Source organism: Flavobacterium sp. (assembly GCF_025352425.1).
Classification (GTDB): domain Bacteria; phylum Bacteroidota; class Bacteroidia; order Flavobacteriales; family Flavobacteriaceae; genus Flavobacterium.
On sequence record NZ_JANXTI010000010.1, the window covers coordinates 15,305 to 37,397 of the forward strand.

22 protein-coding genes are annotated in these 22,093 nt (G+C 36.2%); 17 read left to right on the plus strand and 5 right to left on the minus strand.

The genetic code is table 11. The features are described from left to right. Positions 1–17: 17 nt before the first annotated feature. Positions 18–1,022, plus strand: a complete 1,005-nt coding sequence (holA, locus tag Q0Q99_RS01400; RefSeq protein ID WP_293890248.1) for a DNA polymerase III subunit delta — start codon at positions 18–20, stop codon at positions 1,020–1,022. 25 nt (positions 1,023–1,047) lie between these two features. Here holA and Q0Q99_RS01405 read toward each other — a convergent pair whose 3' ends face one another. After that, positions 1,048–1,425, minus strand: a complete 378-nt coding sequence (locus Q0Q99_RS01405) for a hypothetical protein (RefSeq protein WP_293890250.1) — start codon at positions 1,423–1,425, stop codon at positions 1,048–1,050. 133 nt (positions 1,426–1,558) lie between these two features. Between Q0Q99_RS01405 and Q0Q99_RS01410 the strand changes: the two genes are divergently transcribed. From Q0Q99_RS01410 to Q0Q99_RS01475, 14 genes are all read left to right on the plus strand, one after another. Further along, positions 1,559–2,623 (plus strand): NAD(P)-dependent alcohol dehydrogenase, encoded by a 1,065-nt coding sequence (locus Q0Q99_RS01410; protein WP_293890252.1) that lies wholly within the window; start codon positions 1,559–1,561, stop codon positions 2,621–2,623. A gap of 72 nt (positions 2,624–2,695) precedes the next feature. Continuing rightward, positions 2,696–3,460 carry an oxygenase MpaB family protein gene (locus tag Q0Q99_RS01415; protein WP_293890254.1) on the plus strand — a complete coding sequence of 255 codons (765 nt, stop codon included), beginning with the start codon at positions 2,696–2,698 and terminating at the stop codon, positions 3,458–3,460. Between the two features lie 36 nt (positions 3,461–3,496). After that, on the plus strand, positions 3,497–4,774 hold the full coding sequence (locus tag Q0Q99_RS01420; protein ID WP_293890255.1) for an amidohydrolase family protein: 1,278 nt from the start codon (positions 3,497–3,499) through the stop codon (positions 4,772–4,774). Positions 4,775–4,839: 65 nt separating this feature from the next. Then, positions 4,840–5,982 carry an NAD(P)/FAD-dependent oxidoreductase gene (locus tag Q0Q99_RS01425; RefSeq protein WP_293890257.1) on the plus strand — a complete coding sequence of 381 codons (1,143 nt, stop codon included), beginning with the start codon at positions 4,840–4,842 and terminating at the stop codon, positions 5,980–5,982. After that, positions 5,972–6,688 (plus strand): methyltransferase domain-containing protein, encoded by a 717-nt coding sequence (locus Q0Q99_RS01430; RefSeq protein ID WP_293890259.1) that lies wholly within the window; start codon positions 5,972–5,974, stop codon positions 6,686–6,688. The genes Q0Q99_RS01425 and Q0Q99_RS01430 overlap by 11 nt, the downstream gene beginning before the upstream one ends. Before the next feature lie 15 nt (positions 6,689–6,703). Continuing rightward, positions 6,704–7,756: a type III polyketide synthase gene (locus Q0Q99_RS01435; RefSeq protein ID WP_293890261.1), complete on the plus strand. Its 1,053-nt coding sequence runs from the start codon at positions 6,704–6,706 to the stop codon at positions 7,754–7,756. A 4-nt stretch (positions 7,757–7,760) separates the two neighbouring features. Then, entirely contained in the window at positions 7,761–8,186 is a 426-nt protein-coding gene (locus tag Q0Q99_RS01440) for a FabA/FabZ family ACP-dehydratase (protein WP_293890263.1), read from the plus strand. Continuing rightward, a complete protein-coding gene (locus Q0Q99_RS01445) occupies positions 8,187–9,458 on the plus strand; it encodes a beta-ketoacyl synthase (RefSeq protein ID WP_293890265.1) in 1,272 nt (423 codons plus the stop codon). Beyond that, positions 9,458–9,712, plus strand: a complete 255-nt coding sequence (locus Q0Q99_RS01450) for an acyl carrier protein (protein WP_293890290.1) — start codon at positions 9,458–9,460, stop codon at positions 9,710–9,712. The genes Q0Q99_RS01445 and Q0Q99_RS01450 overlap by 1 nt, the downstream gene beginning before the upstream one ends. Beyond that, positions 9,709–10,230, plus strand: coding sequence for a 4'-phosphopantetheinyl transferase superfamily protein (locus Q0Q99_RS01455; protein ID WP_293890267.1), 522 nt, complete (start codon positions 9,709–9,711; stop codon positions 10,228–10,230). The genes Q0Q99_RS01450 and Q0Q99_RS01455 overlap by 4 nt, the downstream gene beginning before the upstream one ends. Positions 10,231–10,243: 13 nt before the next feature. Next, positions 10,244–10,426 carry a CAL67264 family membrane protein gene (locus Q0Q99_RS01460; RefSeq protein ID WP_293890269.1) on the plus strand — a complete coding sequence of 61 codons (183 nt, stop codon included), beginning with the start codon at positions 10,244–10,246 and terminating at the stop codon, positions 10,424–10,426. A gap of 114 nt (positions 10,427–10,540) precedes the next feature. After that, entirely contained in the window at positions 10,541–11,053 is a 513-nt protein-coding gene (locus Q0Q99_RS01465; protein WP_293890271.1) for a hypothetical protein, read from the plus strand. Between the two features lie 34 nt (positions 11,054–11,087). After that, a complete protein-coding gene (ettA, locus tag Q0Q99_RS01470) occupies positions 11,088–12,782 on the plus strand; it encodes an energy-dependent translational throttle protein EttA (protein WP_293890273.1) in 1,695 nt (564 codons plus the stop codon). A 76-nt stretch (positions 12,783–12,858) separates the two neighbouring features. Beyond that, the gene (locus tag Q0Q99_RS01475; RefSeq protein ID WP_293890275.1) at positions 12,859–15,063 is read left to right on the plus strand and encodes a response regulator; all 2,205 of its coding nucleotides are present in this window, start codon (positions 12,859–12,861) and stop codon (positions 15,061–15,063) included. Here the strand turns inward: Q0Q99_RS01475 and Q0Q99_RS01480 are convergent. Together Q0Q99_RS01480 and Q0Q99_RS01485 are read right to left on the minus strand one after the other, a co-directional pair. After that, complete coding sequence (locus Q0Q99_RS01480) at positions 15,060–16,316, minus strand: DEAD/DEAH box helicase (RefSeq protein ID WP_293890277.1); 1,257 nt, start codon at positions 16,314–16,316, stop codon at positions 15,060–15,062. The two genes, Q0Q99_RS01475 and Q0Q99_RS01480, sit on opposite strands and share 4 nt — an antisense overlap. Positions 16,317–16,450: 134 nt before the next feature. Beyond that, positions 16,451–17,488, minus strand: a complete 1,038-nt coding sequence (locus tag Q0Q99_RS01485) for a formimidoylglutamase (RefSeq protein WP_293890279.1) — start codon at positions 17,486–17,488, stop codon at positions 16,451–16,453. A 94-nt stretch (positions 17,489–17,582) separates the two neighbouring features. Between Q0Q99_RS01485 and Q0Q99_RS01490 the strand changes: the two genes are divergently transcribed. After that, positions 17,583–18,467, plus strand: coding sequence for a hypothetical protein (locus Q0Q99_RS01490; RefSeq protein ID WP_293890281.1), 885 nt, complete (start codon positions 17,583–17,585; stop codon positions 18,465–18,467). Positions 18,468–18,507: 40 nt separating this feature from the next. Here the strand turns inward: Q0Q99_RS01490 and hutI are convergent, their stop codons facing one another. Then, positions 18,508–19,761 (minus strand): imidazolonepropionase, encoded by a 1,254-nt coding sequence (gene hutI / locus Q0Q99_RS01495; RefSeq protein ID WP_293890283.1) that lies wholly within the window; start codon positions 19,759–19,761, stop codon positions 18,508–18,510. Between the two features lie 68 nt (positions 19,762–19,829). Here hutI and corA point away from each other — a divergent pair, with 68 nt between their 5' ends. Then, the gene (corA, locus tag Q0Q99_RS01500; protein WP_293890285.1) at positions 19,830–20,900 is read left to right on the plus strand and encodes a magnesium/cobalt transporter CorA; all 1,071 of its coding nucleotides are present in this window, start codon (positions 19,830–19,832) and stop codon (positions 20,898–20,900) included. A gap of 64 nt (positions 20,901–20,964) precedes the next feature. Here the strand turns inward: corA and Q0Q99_RS01505 are convergent. After that, the coding region (locus tag Q0Q99_RS01505) for an OmpA family protein (RefSeq protein ID WP_293890287.1) at positions 20,965–22,093 on the minus strand (1,129 nt) is incomplete at its 5' end.

Sequence of the window (22,093 nt, forward strand, 5' to 3'; positions counted from 1 at the left end):
AACCCAATCAACTTATTTTGGAAGAGGTAGTAAAAATAATCAACGACATCAAAGCCGGAAGAATTAAACCAATCTATTTTTTGATGGGAGAAGAACCCTATTACATTGATAGAATAACCGAATATTTGGAAGACAATCTTTTGACTGAAGAGGAAAAAGGTTTCAACCAAATGGTACTTTATGGTCGTGATACTACTATTGATGATATTGTTGCGAATGCTAAACGTTACCCTATGATGGCCGAACGTCAGGTCGTAATTGTAAAGGAAGCACAGGAATTATCTAAAACGATTGATCAGTTGGAAAAATATGCTGAGAATCCACAGACGACTACGGTTTTGGTTTTTGCCTATAAATATAAATCCCTTGACAAACGCAAGAAAGTAACCAAAACACTCGAAAAACATGGCTTGGTGTATGAAAGCAAAAAGATGTATGAAAATCAGGTTGGACAATGGATTAAGAATGTGTTGAAAAACCGGGGTTACGGCATTGAGCCGAAAGCAATGGCGATGTTGGTTGAATTTCTTGGAAATGATTTAAGCCGTATTGCCAACGAGCTGACCAAGCTCGAAATTATCCTACCCAAAGGAAGTACAATTACACCCAGCCTAATTGAAGAAAACATAGGTTTTAGCAAAGATTTTAACGTATTTGAATTTAGAAAAGCCATTGGCGAGAAAAACCAATTTAAGGCGTATCAGATAGCCAACTATTTTGCGCAGAACCAAAAAGACAACCCAATAGTTATGACTAACGGATTGGTATTTGGTTTCTTTTCTGCTTTATTGCAATACCACGGTTTAAAAGATAAATCACCAGCAAATGCAGCCAAGATACTTAAAGTAAGTCCGTATTTTATCAATGATTATATAGCGGCAGCACGCAATTTTCCGATGAAAAAAGTGAGTTCTATTATTGGAACATTACGCGAAGTTGATGTAAAAAGTAAAGGCGTGGGCGCGAATGCATTGCCGCAAGGCGATTTATTGAAAGAAATGCTGGTGAGTGTTTTTAATTGATTTTAGGATCGCTTTATTAAATCAGCTACTCAAATTTGGTAGACCTCCCGACCTTTAAGTAAATATGGTTAGTAGCATCAATAAATTCAATCTTAGTTTTTTGCTTATTGATTCTCATCTCCATATTTCCTTTTTCATTTACTAAATTGTACCATGTAAAATTAGGATTTGGTTGTTCTATATGAGATTCAGTTATTTTATATTTAAGTTTGGTGTTAGTAAAAAAAAATGTTAGTTCTTTTTTTTGGGTGTCTAAAAACACAAAGGAATATTCGTTTCCTGAGATATCACATTGTCCTTTTTTAAATGGTTTGACGTCAACACAATAGTGCTGAACATTAAATACTTCTTTTTGGGCATACACTCCGGAAGCGAACATCAGTATAAAAAGAAATTTTTTCATTGGATTTTTTTTTTCGTCCCAAATGCAAAAAATGAGCCAAAATTTTTTATGGTGTGAATTAGGCCTTTAAATTATTTTTCAGGTTCATGCTATAATAAAATAGATTAATTTTGAGATAACTAAATTATATGACATGGAAACACAAAACGTAAAGGCGTTTGGAACAGATTATACCACCGCGCCATTGAAAGAAATGAATATTGAGCGCAGAGAAGCATTACCAAAAGATATTGAAATTGATATTTTATACTGTGGCGTCTGCCACTCCGATTTACATACAGCAAGAAATGATTGGGGTTTTACTACTTATCCAGTAGTTCCTGGACACGAAATTGTAGGCAAAGTAACCAAAGTAGGGAGTGAGGTCAGTAAACTTAAAGTTGGAGATTTCGCTGCTGTAGGCTGCCTTGTAGATTCCTGTAGAAATTGCAGCAGTTGCAAACAGGATTTAGAGCAATATTGTTTGAACGGATGGGTTGGAACTTATGGCAGTCAAGACAAGCATTTAGGAGGATTTACCCATGGTGGTTATTCTGAAAAGATTGTTGTTGATGAAAATTTTGTTTTAAAAGTTCCTGCTAATTTGGATTTGGCTGCAGTGGCACCCTTACTTTGTGCCGGAATTACGACTTGGTCTCCATTACGCCATTGGAATGTTGGCAAAGGAAGTAAAGTTGCAGTGGTTGGATTGGGCGGGTTGGGTCATATGGCAATAAAATTAGCTAAAGGATTAGGAGCCGATGTAACACTTTTTTCAAGAACACCAGACAAAGAAAAAGATGCTTTAGATCTGGGAGCAGATGCTGTAATAATTTCTACAGATGATACTCAATTGGCTTCTGTTTCTGGAAAATTTGATCTTATTATTGATACTGTTCCATATGTGCATGACGTAAACCCATATATGGCAACTTTAGCTATAAGTGGAACTTTGGTTATCGTTGGGTATTTAGGAGGACTCGATCCTATTCTAAATACAGTTCCAATGATTATGGGAAGAAAAGCAATTGCGGCATCTCTGATTGGCGGTATCGCGGAGACGCAGGAAATGCTGGATTTCTGCGGCAAACATAACATCGTTTCCGAAATAGAAATAATCAAGATGCAGGAAATTAACGAAGCTTATGAAAGAATGCTAAAAAGCGATGTAAAATACCGTTTTGTAATAGATATGGCTTCTCTTAAAAATGAAAACTAAAAACTAAAAATCTGAATATCTAAAAAACAACTCTCTGTAATTCGCATGGAGTCTTTTTTTCCTATGTAAACTATGCAATACTTCGTTGAAAAAAACTCAATTGTCAGAACCATTTGGGGCAAGAGCGATACCATACTTTTCATTTTTGCCGGAGCTGCAGCCGAATTTGCTTTGAATAAAGCGGTCGATTGGCTTTACTTTACAGGAAGATTGCCTTCCGATCCTTTAGGACGCCTTTTTTCAACCGTTCGATATGCCCGAATGATAGTTTTTGCCACAAACGATGACGCTAATAAAGCCATCGACACCATGCGTAAAATACACACTGTGGTAGAGCAAAATCGTGGAGATGTTATTCCGGATTGGGCTTATCGTGATGTGCTATTTATGTTAATTCATTATTCAATTTCAGCTTATGAATTGCTTGAAAAAAAACTAACTGACGAAGAAAAGGAAGAAGTATACAATGTTTTTTATCGTGTGGGAAACAGGATGGGATTGAACGAATTACCCCTTAATTATAAAGATTGGCTCCCTGTGAGAGAATCACATTTAGTCGCTGACCTCCAAAAAAGCGAATACACTGCAGATTTATTTAAACAATATAAAAAACACTTGGGAGCTATGCGGTTCAAGGTGTTGATTGAAGGTCAGAAATTAGTCTGTCCCAACAGGGTAAAAGAACTGTTGCAGTTTAGCGATTTTTCTTTACTTACCCGTTTAGTTCCGGTATACAAAGTAAGCAGACTGATGAAAATGGACTGGATACTGAAAAGCATTCTCCTTCCTTTTGATTATAAAGATCAAATAAATGAACTGAATTTACACCCTAAATAAATTAATTTTTTTCTACATTTATCAAAATCTCTAAACATGAAAAAACTATTACTGCTTGGCCTATTATTTACTGCATTCAACATCCAGGCGCAGGATATCTATATACAATGCGGTAAACTTATCGATACAAAAAACGGAAAAGTACTCGCGAACAAAACCATAATCGTTTCAGGGAAAACGATTAAAAGTATTGAAGAAGGTTTTATTAACCCAATTAATCCAAGCGATAAAATCGTAGACCTCAAAACCAAAACTGTAATGCCAGGCTGGATCGACATGCACGTGCATCTTGAATCCCAAACAAGTCAAACAGAATATCTGGAAGAATTCACCCTTAACGATGCGGACATTGCTTATAATGCTGAAGGTTTTGGAAAAGCTACTTTAATGGCTGGTTTTACTACCGTAAGAGACTTAGGAGGAAGCGGTGTAAATGTATCGTTGAGAAACGCTATAAACGCAGGTAAAGTTGTAGGACCAAGAATCTTTACTGCCGAAAAAGCATTGGCTTCTACAGGTGGCCATGCGGATCCGACGAATGGTTACCGAAAAGATTTCATGGGTAATCCCGGTCCAAAAGAAGGTGTGGTCAATAGCGTCGAAGATGCACGACAAGCAGTACGTCAACGTTATAAAAACGGTGCCGATTGGATAAAAATTACCGCAACCGGGGGCGTTTTAAGTGTTGCCAAAAGTGCCGGAAATCCACAGTTTACTCAGGAAGAAATAGAAGCTATAGTTTCTACAGCCAAAGATTACGGAATGAAAGTAGCGGCTCACGCTCACGGAGATGAAGGTATGCGACGCGCCATTTTGGGGGGCGTTAAAACTATCGAACATGGCACAGAAATGAGTGATGCCACTATGGATTTAATGATTAAAAACAATTGCTATTTAGTACCAACCATTACCGCTGGAAAAACCGTTGAAGAAAATGCTAAAAAGCCTAATTATTATCCAGCAATTGTAGTACCTAAAGCTTTGTGGATAGGACCCAAGATTCAGGGAACTTTTGCAAAGGCTTATAAAAAAGGAGTTCCAATTGCCTTCGGAACGGATGCCGGTGTATTCCAACACGGGCTTAATGCTCGCGAATTCGTTTACATGACCGAAGCCGGAATGCCAGTTATGAAAGCACTCCAGGCTGCAACAATTACCAATGCGATGCTTCTGGATATGGACAAGCAGATTGGTTCAATTGAGCCAGGCTTCCTCGCGGATATAATTGCTACAGACGATGATCCAACTACAAATATAACTACCGTTAACAACGTAGCTTTTGTAATGAAGGACGGCGTCGTTTACAAACAGTAATTATATAACTTTTTAATTACAATTATATAATTTGTTAACGTGCTAATTCAATAAATTTAGTGATTATGGAAACTAGTGCGGTAATAATTGTAGGTGGCGGTCTGGCTGGTTTAACATCTGCTATTCATTTATCCGGACTTGGATTTACAGTTACTGTTTTCGAAAAAAATGCCTATCCAAAACACAAAGTCTGTGGTGAATACATTTCAAATGAAGTTTTGCCCTATCTCAATTCGCTAAAAATCAATTTGAACGAGTTAAAACCAACTTATATATCTAAATTGCATTTATCCACCACAGGCGGAAGAAATATCAAAGCTTCTTTACCTTTAGGTGGGTTTGGAATAACCCGTTATGCGTTAGATAATTTTTTATTCCAAAAAGCAGTTGCCAGTGGTTGCCTCGTTATTCAGGAAACTGTGGACAATATTGTTTTTGCTGAAGATTTTTTTACCGTTACAACAGCTGAAGGCCGTGAATTAAAATCCGAAATTGTCTTGGGAGCTTTCGGAAAACGTTCAGCTATCGACCAAAAAATGCAACGCGGCTTTATTAAAAAAAAATCACCATGGCTGGCAGTCAAGGCACATTACACCGGAGATTTTCACAATGATGTCGTCGGACTGCACAATTTTAAAGGCGGCTATTGTGGTGTTTCAAAAGTGGAAAACAATAAAACTAATATTTGTTATTTAGCCGATTATGATACTTTCAAAAGGTATAAAAACCTGGAAGAATATCAGGAAAAAGTGGTATCGAAAAATCCAAATTTGAAAGTCATATTTGAAACGATGACTTTGGTTTCGGAAAAGCCATTAACCATCAGCCAGATATCATTTGCCAAAAAGAACGCTGTCGAAAATCATATTTTAATGATAGGCGATACTGCCGGTTTGATACATCCGTTATGTGGAAATGGAATGGCGATGGCAATTCACAGTGCTAAAATTGCCTCAAATTTGGTGACGAAATATTTGAAAAAAGAATTGTTGTCAAGGCAGGAATTGGAAGACTTGTATAACCAGGAATGGAATCATAATTTCCGACAGCGTTTACGAACAGGAAGATGGCTGGCATCACTACTGCAAAAACCCAAACTTTCCGATGTGACGCTCCGTGTTTTGAAAGCTTTTCCATTTTTATTATCTGCGATAATCAACAAAACACACGGAAAACCTTTAAACAAAAACTTAGAGTATGTTCATTAAAACTACCTACAGGACAAATGAACCTGAACTGATGGACGATTTTGATATGGAAGGTAACATACTCAAAGACGCTTTGGATAAAATTGCAAAAATCAATCAGTTTTTAGGTGGTAATAAAGTTACGCTCGAAGGTGTGAAAAAAATCCTCAAACAGCATCCGGTTAAGGACAAAATCACTGTCGTAGATATTGGGTGCGGCAATGGCGACATGCTTCGGCTTATGGCTGATTATTTAAAAAAAAATAACATTAAATGCGATTTAGTTGGGATTGATGCAAATCAGTTTACTGTTGATTATGCAAAAAAAAAGTCGGTCAATTATCCAAATATAACCTATCGATGCGAAGATGTTTTCAGTAATTCATTTGAAAAGTTAGAATACGACATTGTTTTGTGTACTTTAACACTCCATCATTTTAAAGATGAAGAAATTATCGATTTGCTAAAGGTTTTTAAGGCTAACGCGAAAATGGGAATCGTAATCAATGATTTGCAGCGAAGTGGCATTTCTTACCGATTGTTTCAAGGCTTGTGTTTTGTTTTACGGCTGAACGATATGTCGCGGGAAGATGGTTTAGTGTCCATTTTAAGAGGTTTTAAAAAGCCCGAATTGGAACAGTTTTCCAAAAAATTACAGCTCAAAAACTATTCGATTGAATGGAAATGGGCATTTCGTTATCAATGGATAATCAATACAAATCAATAATTTCAATATAGCCAAATGAGCGTCAAAATAAAAGCCGTTGCAAAAGAACTACCAAAATATTCCCGTACAACACAAGAAATCATGCCGCTTTTGGACGGCTGGCTTTCCGGACAGGACGAACGTTTTGTCAGAAAGGTAAAAAAGATATTTGAAGGAGCAATGGTAGACAAGCGTTATTCAATTATGGAACCAACGGAAGTTTTTACAAATACATCTTTTGAAGAGCGCAACGATATATACGTCAGGGAAGTGATTTTGCTAGGCGAAAAAGTGCTTGACAAAGCTTTGAAAAAAGCCAACTGGAAACCTGAAAAACTCGATTATATTATTACCGTCAGCTGTACCGGAATTATGATTCCGTCGTTGGATGCCTATTTAATCAACACTCTAAAATTACGTCAGGACATTGTTAGATTGCCAGTTACCGAAATGGGTTGTGCGGCCGGAATATCTGGAATGATATACGCCAAGAACTTCCTTCAGGCAAATCCGGGAAAACGAGCCGCAGTCATCGCGGTGGAAAGTCCTACCGCAACATTTCAGCTTGATGATTTTTCGATGCCGAATATTGTTTCCGCTGCTATCTTCGGCGATGGAGCTGCTTGTGTGCTGCTTTCTTCTCACGAGGAAGATGAAGGGCCAAAAATACTTGCCGATGATATGTATCACTTTTATGACAACATCCATATGATGGGTTTTAAGCTTACGAATAGCGGGCTTCAGATGGTTTTGGACATAGAAGTTCCCGAAACTATTGCCTCGCATTTCCCCGAGATTATTTATCCGTTTTTAGAAAAGAACCACTTAAAAATTGAAGACATTGACCATTTAATTTTTCATCCCGGCGGAAAAAAAATTGTGCAGACTGTAGAAGATTTATTTTCTGGTTTGGGCAAAAATATAGATGATACTAAAGAAGTACTGCGGTTATTCGGAAACATGTCTAGCGCAACTGTATTGTATGTTTTGGAGCGAATTATGGACAATAAACCAAAGCAGGGCGAAAAAGGATTGCTATTGAGTTTTGGACCGGGGTTTTCAGCGCAGCGAATGCTAATTGAATTTTAAGTAGATGTATCAAGATATTATCAATAAATTGCCTTATACCAAACCTTTCCTTTTTGTGGATGAGTTAATCCGCGTAGATGAAAATGGAGCAGAAGGTATGTTTACTTTTAGTGAAGATTTGGATTTTTATAAAGGCCATTTCAAAAGCAATCCTGTTACGCCGGGCGTTATCTTAACGGAAACCATGGCGCAGATAGGTGTTATTTGTCTCGGAATATATTTGTTGGGAAATGATTTTAATACTGACTCAAAAGTAGCACTAACATCTTCTGAAATTGAATACCTGAAACCCGTTTATCCTAATGAGAAAGTATCAATAGTTTCAGAAAAGGTATATTTTAGATTTGGCAAACTGAAATGTAAAGTAAGAATGTTCAATGCTAAAGATGAAGAAGTCTGCCGCGGTACTATTGCCGGAATGGTTCTATAAATGGAAAGAAGAGTAGTCATAACAGGTCTTGGTATAGTTGCTCCAAACGGAGTAGGGATTGACGCGTTTACCAATGCCATAAAAAACGGTATTTCGGGGATAAAGCATGATGCGGAATTGGAACGCCTGCAGTTTTCCTGTCAGATATCGGGAACACCGGAAATATCTGAAGAAATAAAAAGAGACTACTTCACAGAGCTGGAACTGCGCAATTTCAATTCGACCGGAATTTTATACGGAGTCATAGCGGGACTTGATGCATGGAAAGATGCAGGTCTGGAAATCGACCAAAACGAAAACCCCGATTGGGATTCGGGAACCATTTTTGGTACCGGAACTTCGGGCATCGAAAAATTCCGGGAAAGCATTTATAAAATTGATAATTTAGAAACAAGAAAGCTTGGAAGTACCGCTGTGGCGCAAACAATGAATAGCGGCGTTAGTGCCTATCTGGGTGGAAAATTAGGTTTGGGAAATCAGGTGACCACCAATTCTTCTGCCTGTACAACAGGAACAGAAAGCATATTAATGGCGTATGAAAGAATAAAACTCGGACAGGCCAAACGAATGTTAGCCGGAAGTACGAGCGACAGCGGACCTTACATTTGGGGAGGATTTGATGCGATGAAAGTCTGCACGTTCAAACACAATGATTCACCGGAACAAGGTTCGAGACCAATGTCGGCGTCCGCTTCAGGGTTTGTTCCGGGAAGCGGGGCAGGAGCATTGGTTTTGGAAGATTTAGAAACCGCAGTGGCACGTGGCGCAAGGATTTATGCTGAAGTTTTAGGCGGTAATGTTAACTCAGGCGGGCAGCGTGGATTAGGAACTATGACGGCGCCAAATCCGGTTGCGGTGCAAAAATGCATTACGAATGCAATGGCGAATGCCGGAATAAATTCTGATGAGATTGATGCTATTAACGGACATTTAACAGCAACGAGTAAAGATGCTTTAGAAATTCAGAACTGGAGTCAGGCACTAAACAGAAAAGGCAAAGATTTTCCGTATATCAACTCATTAAAGTCAATGGTTGGACATTGTTTGTCCGCTTCGGGAAGTGTCGAAAGCGTAGCTTCAGTATTGCAGGTTTATCACGGATTTATTTTTCCAAACATAAATTGCAAAGACTTGAATCCCGAGATAACAGAGTGCATTGATTCGTCCAAAATTCCACAGCAATTAATTCAAAAAGATATCACTATCTTAGCTAAAGCAAGTTTTGGTTTTGGGGACGTAAACGGTTGCGTAATTTTTAAAAAATATAAATGATGGAAAAAACAGAAATTATTCAACGATTAAATACTATTGTAAAGCCTTTTGTTATAAACAAAGATGCCTTCGAAAGCATTGATGAGAACACGGATTTTATTAAAGATTTAAATATTAATTCGGCAAATCTGGTAGATATTGTTTTGGATGTAGAAGAAGCTTTCGGAATCGAAATTGACAACCAATCGATGGAAAAAATGTTGAGCGTAAAAGCAACTTTGAACATCATTGAAACTAAATTGGCTGAAAAGTGATAGGAAATGATATTATAGATTTGGCTTTCGCCAGAAAAGAAAGCAATTGGCAGCGCAAAGGTTTTTTAGATAAAATCTTTACCACAAGAGAGCAATTGCTAATATCAAACTCACAAAATCCCGAAACTACCGTTTGGAATTTATGGAGCAGGAAGGAAGCAGCCTATAAAATATATAACCGTCAAACGCAAATCAGAGCGTTTATTCCACTACAGTTAGAATGTTTTGATTTAGAATTAAAAAATGGATTCATTTATGGGAAAGTAATTCGTTACGAAGCAGTTTACTTCACGAAAACTGTCATTACTTCACAGTATATTGAAACAAATGCCGTTCTTAATCCACAACATTTTGACCATATCAAAACAATAAACTTATCCAAAAATATCATCAAAACTAACGGTATTCCCAACTATCTTGATTCAGAAAATAACATCTGCAAACCAATTTCAAAAAGTCATCACGGAAGGTTTGAAAGAATCATAAGTTTTCACGATATTTGCGTTTCCAAAAATTAAAATACCACAAAGCATGGGAATGAATAAAAATACTGTCTTAGGATGGGCAACCTTAATTATAATCATCATGGGATTAGTACTTATAGCACTTGGCGCTTTCCGTTATGATGAAACCGCCGGTTGGGGATTTGGAGCAACAGGAGTGGGATTCTTGGCTAACGCATGGGTTTTCAGTTCGTTAAAAGGAAGATTGTAATTTAAAGAATCTAAAAATCTAAGAATCTAAAAATCTAAAAAATGTCAGACGATAAGAAAGTAATTTTTTCAATGCAAAAATTGTAGTAGATGTAAAACGTAAACACAAAAGAAGATGAAAACAACAATAACGATAGTATTATTTATGATTTGCAGTGTAAATTTTTCTCAATGCAAAATAAATCAAGCGTTCGACAAATTCACCAATACCAACACTTATAGACAAAGAGTAGATTTATATAGAGGATCTAAAGGATTTGCGTTGACTTTTATTAAATCTGTGGGATCAGAAACTTTTTATACTTTTTTCACGATATCTAATTTTCCTGAATGCATTTCGCCATCAAAAACTTATATAAAATTTCTTTTTTCCGACGGCAATGTAATGGAAATAAAGTATAATTATAAAATTGAATGCGGAACGTCTTTTGCCTATTTTAATATAACTGAAAATCAACTGAAAGAACTAAAAGATAGTAAAATTACCGATGTTAGAATTACATATGAATATTCCCGTGATTATGAAATAAACGAAAAGATGCAATCTAAATTAAAAGATGCTTTCGCCTGTATTCTTAACGCAGGAACAGATAACACAACCACTACACAAAACACCCAAAAACAGTAAAAAGTTAAAATAACAACCCCAATAAAACTAAGCTATGAGTGAAGATAAAAAAGTAATATTCTCGATGCAACGATTGAGTAAATCGTACCAGGGAAGTGATAAACAAGTTTTGAAGAATATCTATTTAAGCTTTTTCTACGGAGCAAAAATCGGAATTCTAGGATTAAACGGTTCCGGAAAATCATCACTTTTGAAGATTATTGCGGGAGTTGATAAAAATTATCAGGGCGATGTGGTTTTCCAACCTGGTTATACTGTAGGATATTTGGAACAAGAACCAATTTTGGATGATACCAAAACAGTTATTGAAATCGTAAAAGAAGGTGTTGCCGAAACGGTGGCTATTCTTGACGAATTCAATAAAATCAATGATATGTTCGGTTTACCTGAAGTCTATGAAGATGCCGATAAGATGGATAAATTAATGGAGCGCCAAGCTTTGTTACAGGATAAAATTGATGCTTGTGGTGCGTGGGAATTGGATACAAAACTTGAAATCGCAATGGATGCTTTACGCACACCGGAAGGCGATACACCAATCAAACATTTATCCGGTGGAGAACGTCGTCGTGTGGCGTTGTGCCGTTTGTTATTGCAACAACCCGATGTATTGCTATTGGATGAGCCAACAAATCACTTGGATGCGGAAAGCGTACTTTGGTTAGAACAGCATCTGGCACAATATGCGGGAACTGTTATTGCCGTAACGCACGATAGATATTTCTTGGATAATGTTGCTGGCTGGATTTTGGAATTGGATAGAGGTGAAGGTATTCCGTGGAAAGGAAATTATTCTTCTTGGCTTGACCAAAAAACAAAACGTATGGAACAGGAGGAAAAAGTGGCTTCCAAACGCAGAAAAACCTTAGAACGCGAGTTAGACTGGGTTCGTCAGGGTGCAAAAGGCCGTCAGACAAAGCAAAAAGCACGTTTGCAGAACTATGATAAACTCTTAAACGAAGACCAAAAAGAATTGGACGAAAAATTGGAAATCTATATTCCGAATGGTCCGAGACTGGGAACGAATGTTATTGAAGCTACGAATGTGGCCAAAGCATTTGGAGACAAATTATTATATGACAATCTGAACTTTACCTTACCACAAGCCGGAATTGTTGGAATTATTGGGCCAAACGGTGCCGGTAAATCGACAATCTTCCGAATGATAATGGGCGAAGAAAAAACAGATGCAGGAGAATTCAGCGTAGGTGACACCGTTAAAATTGCTTATGTAGATCAGGCGCATTCTAATATTGATTCAAATAAATCTATCTGGGAAAACTTTTGTGACGGTCAGGAATTAATAATGATGGGCGGAAGACAAGTAAACTCCAGAGCATATTTATCCCGTTTTAACTTTGGCGGAAGCGATCAAAATAAGAAAGTTTCTGCGTTGTCCGGTGGAGAACGTAACCGTCTGCATTTAGCGATGACATTGAAAGAAGAAGGAAACGTATTATTATTGGATGAGCCTACGAATGATTTAGATATTAATACACTTCGTGCTCTGGAAGAAGGATTAGAAAATTTTGCGGGTTGTGCTGTTGTAATAAGCCACGACAGATGGTTTTTAGATAGAGTTTGTACGCACATCCTGGCGTTTGAAGGCAACTCTGAAGTTTACTATTTTGAAGGCGGTTTTTCTGAGTATGAAGAAAACAAAAAGAAACGTTTGGGTGTTGATGTTACTCCAAAACGAATCAAATACAAAAAATTGATTAGAAATTAACCACAAACTTATAAATCCCGAATAATCGGGATTTTTTTTTGAAAAAAATTTTATATTTGAATGTTGAACCAACCTTATGATTAGAGCTAAATCCATTAGTTTACTTGTATTTCTACTTTTTTATTTTACCCATTCGGTAGCGCAGGATTATAAAAAAGAAAAAGTAGAAATTGAAAAATTGCTTAATCAAGCTGCTTCCGATTTTAATGATGCTCATTATGACAAAGCATTAGAATCTACAAAACAAGCTTTGATTAACTCATTTGGTATTAGTGATGATTCATACATAGCGCAATCCTACAATACGCTGGGAGTTATTTACAACGAATGTTCCGATACCAAAAAGGCAATTGAATTTTATGATAAAGCACTTTTTTATGCAAAAAGAGTCAATAATAATAAACTCTATAACTGGATATACGGAAATTTAGGAAGCGTTTATTATTTTAATGAAATCGATGTTAATAAGGGCATTAATTATTATAAAAAGGCGTTATATTATGCTCTAAAGGTTAAGGATACTGCGCAAATAGAATTTACGAAAATTAACCTCGCAAGTGCCTACTTTTCAATCGATAAATTTGACGAAGGAAACCAGCAGGTTAAAGACATTAGAGACGGAATTCTGGCTAATGGTTCTGAAGAAGCTAAGATGTCAATGAACTTGTTGATGGGAATTTATACCACAAATATAAATCAGAAAGCAGTAGCAGAAAATTATTATTTTACCGCTCAACAAATTGCAAAGGATAATCAATTTGATTCGTTTTTGATTAATATCTATGAAAATCTGGTTCACCATTATGAACATTTCAATCAGACACAAAAAGCGATTGAGTTTAAAGCAAAGTTAGATTCACTAAACAAAGTTGTCTATTCTGAAGAGAAGCTTGATAAGCTCCAAAAAGCCGCAGTGCAAATTGAGCTTGACGAATATAAAAATCAGTTAGAGCGTATCGAGCAGGTAAACCAAAAACATAAAAAGAGCATACAAGAGTCCAAGTTGATCGTCATCTTGTTTATCGTTATCCTGATAATTTTATTACTACTATTATTGACTTTGTACAAAAACATAAAGCTGCGTGAGCAAGCCAATATCGAACTAAAACGGGCTAATGAGGAACTTGTTCTGGCAAAAGAGGCAGCAGAAGAAGCATCACAACTCAAATCTCAGTTTGTTTCCACCATTACCCACGAATTAAGAACACCCTTGTATGGGGTCATCGGTATAACCAATATTATTTTGGATGAACACAAAGAACTTGGTAACAGTCCGCACTTAAAATCCTTAAAATTCTCTGCTAAATACCTACTTTCCCTTGTAAATGACATTCTGCAAATCAATAAAATAGAAGAGAAACGTATCGTGTTGGAAAGTTTGATTTTTAATTTGACAGATGAAATCACCCTTATAAAAAATTCGGTGGAATATATTGCGGATAAAAACAACGACGTATTTTCAGTTGAAATTGATACTGCTATTCCGGAGTTTTTAATCGGTGATAAGCTCCGTTTGTCACAAATTTTGATGAATTTAGTGAGCAATGCGTTGAAGTTTACCAAAAACGGGGAAGTTTCCATTAGTGCTGATTTAAAAAAAGTAGAAGGCAAGATGTATTTCATTGAATTTAAAATAAAGGATACCGGAATCGGAATTGCAAAAGAAGACCAGGAAAAAATCTTCGATAAATTTGTTCAGATTGAACGAAAGGAAGAAGATTACCAAGGAACAGGCTTAGGATTATCGATAGTTTCAAGTCTGGTGAAACTTTTCAACAGTGAAATTCATTTGGAAAGCCAGGAAAATGCTGGAGCTACTTTTTCATTCACTATTGGATTTGAATTTGACGAAGACAAGTCAAAAGAAATTATTAATAACATCGAAGTTGATTTATCGACGAGCCATTTATATAACATTCTGGTTGTCGAAGACAATAAAATCAATCAGGTTGTGACCAAAAAAATCATTCAAAGCAGTAATATGAGCTGCACTATCGTAGATGACGGTTATGCTGCTTTAGTTGCTTTAGAACGCGAATCGTTTGATTTAATATTAATGGATATCAACATGCCATTAATCAACGGCTTTGATACTACACGAAAGATTAGAGAAAAAGGGATAACCATTCCGGTTATTGCCCTGACGGCTTTTGACAAACAAGAAGTGGCTGAACAGGCAATTTCTGCGGGAATGAATGATGTGATGGTAAAACCTTTTGAGCCTTCAAAATTATTTCACGTAATTCACAACCAAATTAAAAATAAAGAAAACGCCGGTTAGTACCAGCGTTTTTTATTCTTTTTGGAAGCTTCCGATTTTCTCGAATTATTTTCCTTTCCTTCGGGTTTATTTCTGTTTCGCAAATCGGGTTTTGCATCGGGATCCGGAACTTCATCTTTCCAGGGAAATGGATGGTCTTTTATAATTTTTACATTAACCTTTATCAATTTCTGAATGTCTTTCCAGTACGGTTCTTCATCCTTGCTGCAAAAAGAAATCGATATACCGCCGTTTCCGGCACGACCGGTTCTTCCAATTCGGTGAACGTAAGTTTCAGGAATATTTGGCAAATCAAAATTGATTACATATGGTAAACTTTCAATATCAATCCCACGCGCAGCAATATCGGTTGCAACTAAAACGGAGATTTCCTTGTTCTTGAAATGATCTAAAACCCGTTGCCGTGCCGTTTGTGATTTGTCGCCGTGAATTGCCTCGGCATTAACGCCATGTTTTTTCAGTGCTTTAACCACATTATCTGCGCCGTGTTTTGTTCTGACAAAAACTAGTACATTGCTGAGGTTTTCATTTCGAATCAAATGGTATAATAAACCGCGTTTGTCTTCTTTTCCAACAAAATAAATTTGCTGCTCAATAATTTCAGCTGTAGATGAAACTGGTGTTACCGAAACATATTCTGGTTTGTTTAAAAAAGTATCGGCTAATTCTCTGATTGCCATTGGCATCGTTGCAGAAAATAATAACGTCTGCCTGTTGGTTGGAACCAATTTCACAATTTTTCTAACGTCATTAATGAAACCCATGTCGAGCATCAAGTCGGATTCGTCCAACACCAAATAATGCAGGCTGTCAAAATCGATAAAACCTTGTTTGTGTAAATCCAATAATCTTCCCGGCGTCGCAATTAAAATGTCAACACCTTTCTTCAATTGATCCACTTGTGACACTTGGGAAACGCCACCAAAGATAGTTAGTTGTCGGATATTGGTATACTTTCCATATGTATCAAAGCTTTCGCCAATCTGAACGGCTAATTCCCGGGTTGGAGTCACTACCAAACAACGAATTTCTTTTGTTTTTTTGGATGACCCAATCATGCGGTGCAAATTGTGTATAATCGGAATAGCAAAAGCAGCCGTTTTTCCGGTACCGGTTTGGGCGCAGCCTACTAAGTCTTTTCCCGCTAAAATAAATGGGATTGCCTTTTCCTGAATAGGTGTCGGGCTTGTGTATCCTTCTTCAAAAACTGCTCTTTGAATACTTTTGGATAATGATAAATCTTCGAATAACATATAATTTACTTCCTGTTAAGTGGTAAGTTGCCGCAAATATAGAGTTAAAATAATTACGAATTATCAATTACGAATAGAATGCTCAACGTAAACAAGACGTATTTCATAATAAAAACTGAATTCCTAATTCGTAATTAAATCAATTCCTTTCTCGACTTAATAAAATCGGTTACGAGATAACCAATCAGTTTTCCAATGAGATGATTGTTCTTTTCTTCACCTAAATCGGGCGCACCTTCGCATATATGAAGATAGGCGGCATTTTTATGGTTGCCAAAAAAGTAGACAAACTGGCGTAATTCTTCCACCGAAAAACCACTCATAGTCATAGCACTACTGGCAATATTGGGCAACGCATCCAAATCGATTTCAATACCAAACGAATCGCCTTTGATAAAATCAAAAGCAGTAATTAGTTCCTGTAAAAAATGTTTTGAATGACGAACCTTGATTTCATCATACGTGTTGAAGGTAACGCGGTCTTCAATTTTCTTTAAATTATCCAATACATTTTTCGAAGTATAATTTTCATGTAAGCCAAAGATGAAATATTTCTTCAGAAAACCTTCTTCATAGGCATAAGAAAAACCATTTCCACTGTGTCTTCCCTCCAGAATTCTGAAATCGGAATGTGCATCAAAGTTGACGGCGTTGATTGGTTTACCCAATCCGAGCGCGGTTCCTTTAATGTTTCCGTAGGCATTATTATGTCCACCGCCGATGATAATTGGCGTTTTGCCACATTTTATAATCAAACTGATGATATGAACGACTTCTTTATCAATTTTTTCCACGAGTAAGCTTAATTTTTTTCGGTCAGCCGTACTGTGGAAATCCAAATCTCTGGCGGCTTCCATTTCTTCAGCAACATCAAGTGCGCCTAAAACAAAAATTTGGCTTCCTTTACAAAAACGATTATGCTGAATATTGGCAATACTTGCTATGGCACTTTCCCATGCAGAATAAGCACCCGGACGACCAAAATTTGCCCGAACACCAACATCTTCCGGAATTCCGAATAGTACATATTGTGCTTCGCAGTTTTTCAAATAATCAAGATAATTTTCCCCTTTGGGAACGGTTAGCATTTTTTCGCCAAATTTTACTTCCCCGCTTCTGTGATTGGTAACTTTTGCTAAATCGGTAATTAAAAAAGGGGTTATATTCTCCATTCTAAAAAAATATTTCCTCAAAAATATAATAAAAATACGTATCTTTCGTTACTATATTAAATAGTATTATTTTATAATCAAAAAAAAATACCAAATGGAAAATCAAAACAATCATTCAAAACTAAAAGCTATTATCGGAATATTGGCAGTTTTGTTGATAGGAAGTTTAATTTATATTTTTAAACTAACATCTGACGCAAAGTCACTACAGACAACGGTTGCCACAGTAACTTCTGAAAAAGAATCCGTTCTAAAGGATTTAGCGGATTTGAAAACTACATACGATGCTGCTATTGCTGAAAACACTTCCATGTCGGATGAGCTGATTGCCGAGAGAGATAAAGTGGTTAAACTGATGGCTGATTTAAAGGCTTCAAAAGGTGACAACGCTTCATTACAAAAATATCGAACGCAATACAAAGCACTAGAGCAAAAAATGCAGAATCTGATGCAGGAAGTTGAGGTATTGAAAACACAAAATCAAACCTTGACGACAAATTTAGATAGTACGAAAGTAGTATTGGAGGATAACAAAAAATACAATCAGGTTTTAGTTGGCCAAAATGAAGAATTAGCGAAAACGGTTGAATTGGGTTCAAAACTGACGGTTACCAATTTGAAAACAGCCTCTTATAAAGTGCGAAGTTCAGGTAAGGAAATTGCCACTGATAAAGCAAGCAGAACCGACATGCTTAAAGTTAACTTTACCATAGCAGAAAATAAAATTGCTAAGTCGGGTGACAAAACCTATTATGTTCAGGTAATTGATTCTAAAAACAATGTTTTAGGTGATAAAGCAACCATTTCGTTTGGTGATAAATCATTAACATACAGTTTTACAACAACGGTAAAATATGAAAACAAATCGGTTGAGGTTTCACAACAATTGCCGGAAAAAGATTTTGCTAAAGGAACTTATTTTGTGAATGTATTTGATAAAGGGGAATTGGTTTCGAAAAGTAGCTTTAGTTTACGATAATATCATCAGTTTAATAATTATAAATGGAAGAAGTCTCGATTTATCGGGACTTTTTTGATGAAATTATCTTTCCGTTTAATAGCACCTGTTCAATCAAATCAGTGCCAAATGAATAAGGTAGTTCATAAATGGAATTTAATGGTTTTGTTATGATTAGATTGGCTTTTTTTCCAACGGTTATGCTGCCATGAGTTGCCGAAATACCCATTGCATAGGCACCATTTATAGTGGCGGCATTAATGGCTTCTTCGGGCGTCATCTTCATTTTGATGCACGCGGTTGCCACAACAAAATTCATGTTTCCGGAAGGCGAAGTACCCGGATTAAAGTCGGAAGCTAAAGCGAGAGGTAAACCTGCGGCAATCATTTTTCGCGCTGGCGTATAGGGAATGCTGATAAAATAAGAACAACTGGGTAACGCCACTGGCATCGTTTCACTATCTTTTAGCGCCGCAATATCTTCATCGGTTACAATTTCCAAATGATCAACCGAAAGCGCGTTGTGTTTTACACAGGCTGCTATACCATTGATAGCAGTAAACTGATTGACATGGATTTTGGAACGCAAACCATATTGTTTCCCGGCTTGCATAATGCGTTCGGTTTCTTCCACCGAGAAATAACCTGTTTCACAAAATGCATCGATATAATCAGCCAATTTTTCTTGGGCAATTTTTGGAAGCATTTCGTTAATTAATAAATCTATATAACCAGCATGATTTTCTTTGTAAGCCAAAGGAAAGGCATGTGCGCCAAGAAAAGTTGCCTTGATGATAATTGGATAGTTGGCGGCCAGTTTTTTAATTACACGAAGCATTTTCAGTTCGCCTTCAACAGTTAGGCCATAGCCTGATTTGATTTCGACAGCACCGGTTCCTTGTTGGATAACTTCTTCCAGTCTTTTTTTGGACTGGTTGTAAATTTCTTCTTCAGAAGTTTCATTTAGCTTTTTGGCTGAATTTAAAATTCCGCCACCACGATTGGCGATTTCCTCATAAGTCAGGCCATTAATCCTGTCTACAAATTCCTGTTCGCGATTGCCCACATAAACGATATGTGTATGACTGTCGCACCATGAAGGCAAAATCATTTTTCCTTTAGCATCAATCGTTTTATCAGCATTTATTTTTGGACAGTTTTCCATCGGACCAAAAGCTGCAATCGTCTCATTTTCTATCAACAACCAGGCGTTTTTGATAGTTGGTAAAATTGCCATTTCACTGCCGGAAACCTTTTCTATTAAAGTTTCCCTAACTTGTAATAACTCTTTTATGTTAATGAATAACGTTTGCATAAAATGATTTTTGGTAAAAATAGTTCTAAAAAAAGAAATAGTATTAAATTTAGACAAATTTAGAATTCGTGAGAAAAATTAAATACAAAAAAGGGAAAAAAGTACAACCTACTTTATTGGAATATACTGGAGTTCATAAGTATACACAAACAGAAATTCAGTTATTTGTTTATGACACTAATGATTTAGCAGAGTTTCATGAATTTGAAGTTAGCGAAATTCATAAGCACGTTGATTTTAATAAAACGAATTGGATAAACGTTCACGGTTTAAACGATATTGATGTTGTAAAAAAAATTGGCAATTTTTTGAGGGTTGATAATTTTATGCTTTCCGATATTTTAAATACTACCAAACGAACAAAGCTTGATGAGTATCATGACACCTTATTTTTTAATATAAAATCACTTTTACCAGAAGAAGACACCAATAATATTAATGTGGAACAAATCAGTTTTCTTTTAAAAAATGGGATTTTGGTTTCGTTTCAGGAAAAAAGAAGTGACTTTTTCACACACATTAGAGAGCGAATTAGAACTCATTCGGGAATTGTAAGAGACAAAAAAGCGGATTATCTATTGTATTTATTACTTGACTCCGTAATGGAAAATTTTTACATAACTATTGAAAACGAAGAAGATAGAGTAGAGGATTTGATTAATTTATCAAAGACAAGTACCAATCCGAAAATTTTAGAACAAATTGAAAAACATCGAGATAATTATAACTTTTTGAAACGTTCTATCATTCCGCTGCGCGATTCCTTGTATTCAATAAAAAGCATTAAAGATGATAATGTTTTCAATGCTATTGAGAGGGAAAATTATAGTTTTTTTGAACGTTTGCATCAAAAATGTTTAGAACTTTTGGAGCAGATAGAATACGATATGACTACGCTTGATAGTGCGTCTAATTTTTATTTTTCGACGCAAAGTCATAAAATGAACGAAGTAATGAAAACGCTGACTGTTGTTTCAGTTTTCTTTATGCCACTGACTTTTATTGTTGGCGTTTACGGAATGAATTTTGAAAACATGCCTGAATTAAAGTGGAAATACGGTTATTTTATAATACTAGGTTTCATGTTTCTGCAGTTCATTGGTATGGCTTATTATTTCAAAAAAAAGAAATGGTATTAAACCATCAGAATTAAAAAGCATCCTGAAAAGGATGCTTTTTAATTAATAATTACAAGGGCTGATTTTAGAGTGCCGTAATTACGAATTCGGAACGTCTGTTAAGTTGGTGTTCTGGTTCTGTACATTTTACGTTGTCAGCACATTTGTTTACCAATTCGTTTTCACCTAAACCTTCAGATGTTAAACGATCGGCAGCAATGCCATTTTTAATCAACCAGTCTTTGGTAGATTTCGCTCTTCTTTTTGATAATCTATCGTTATAAGAGAAGGAAGCTCTACTATCGGTATGTGAGCGAATATTGATTTTCATTGACGGATTCTGGTTTAATACATCCAGTAATTTTGCTAAATCTACAGCTGCATCCGGTCTGATGTTCCATTTATCCAAATCAAAATAGATAAGATTGATTTTGAAACAATCAGCTAAATCATCACCAATTTTAACTTTACATGTAGATGTTTTAAGCTCAATATTAAGTTCTGTCTTACCCGTTTCTTTACCAATAATTACTGAAGCTTCTTTTGTTGTGTAATCTTCAAGAGACGCTCTTACGTAATATTTTGTACCACAAACGACTTCAAGGAATTCGTATTTTCCTTCTGCATCTGAAGTGGTTTCTTTGAGTTGGTTGAATTTTTCATCAAAAAGAATCAATTTCACATTAGGTAATACAGCTTTAGTATCTTCATCAGTAACTACACCAAAAAGGATTTGTTCACACCAAATTGGTTTAGTTTCTACAAATTTATAGATATCATCGCTTCCTTGTCCGCCATCTCGGTTTGAACTTATGAACCCATTTTTAGTTTTAAAATTAATGATAAAGGCAAAATCATCTTTTGTACTATTTGCTTCTTCACCAACATTTAAAACGTCTTTAAAATTGGTGCTTCCATCCTTCGGAATTTTAGTTATATAAATATCCAATCCACCTAAACCAGGCTGACCATCGGAAGCAAAGTATAATTCGTTATCATCAGAAATGAAAGGATAGGTTTCCCTGCCTTCGGTGTTAATCGCGTCGCCAAGATTTTCGGCATTGCCAAAACTGCCATCGTCATTTATTTTTACTTTGTACAAATCCGATTGACCATGAGTTCCGGGCATATCAGACGCAAAGTATAATGTTTTTTCATCCGGTGATAGGGCAGGGTGTGCCGTTTGATAACTATCGCTGTTAAACGGAAGTGCC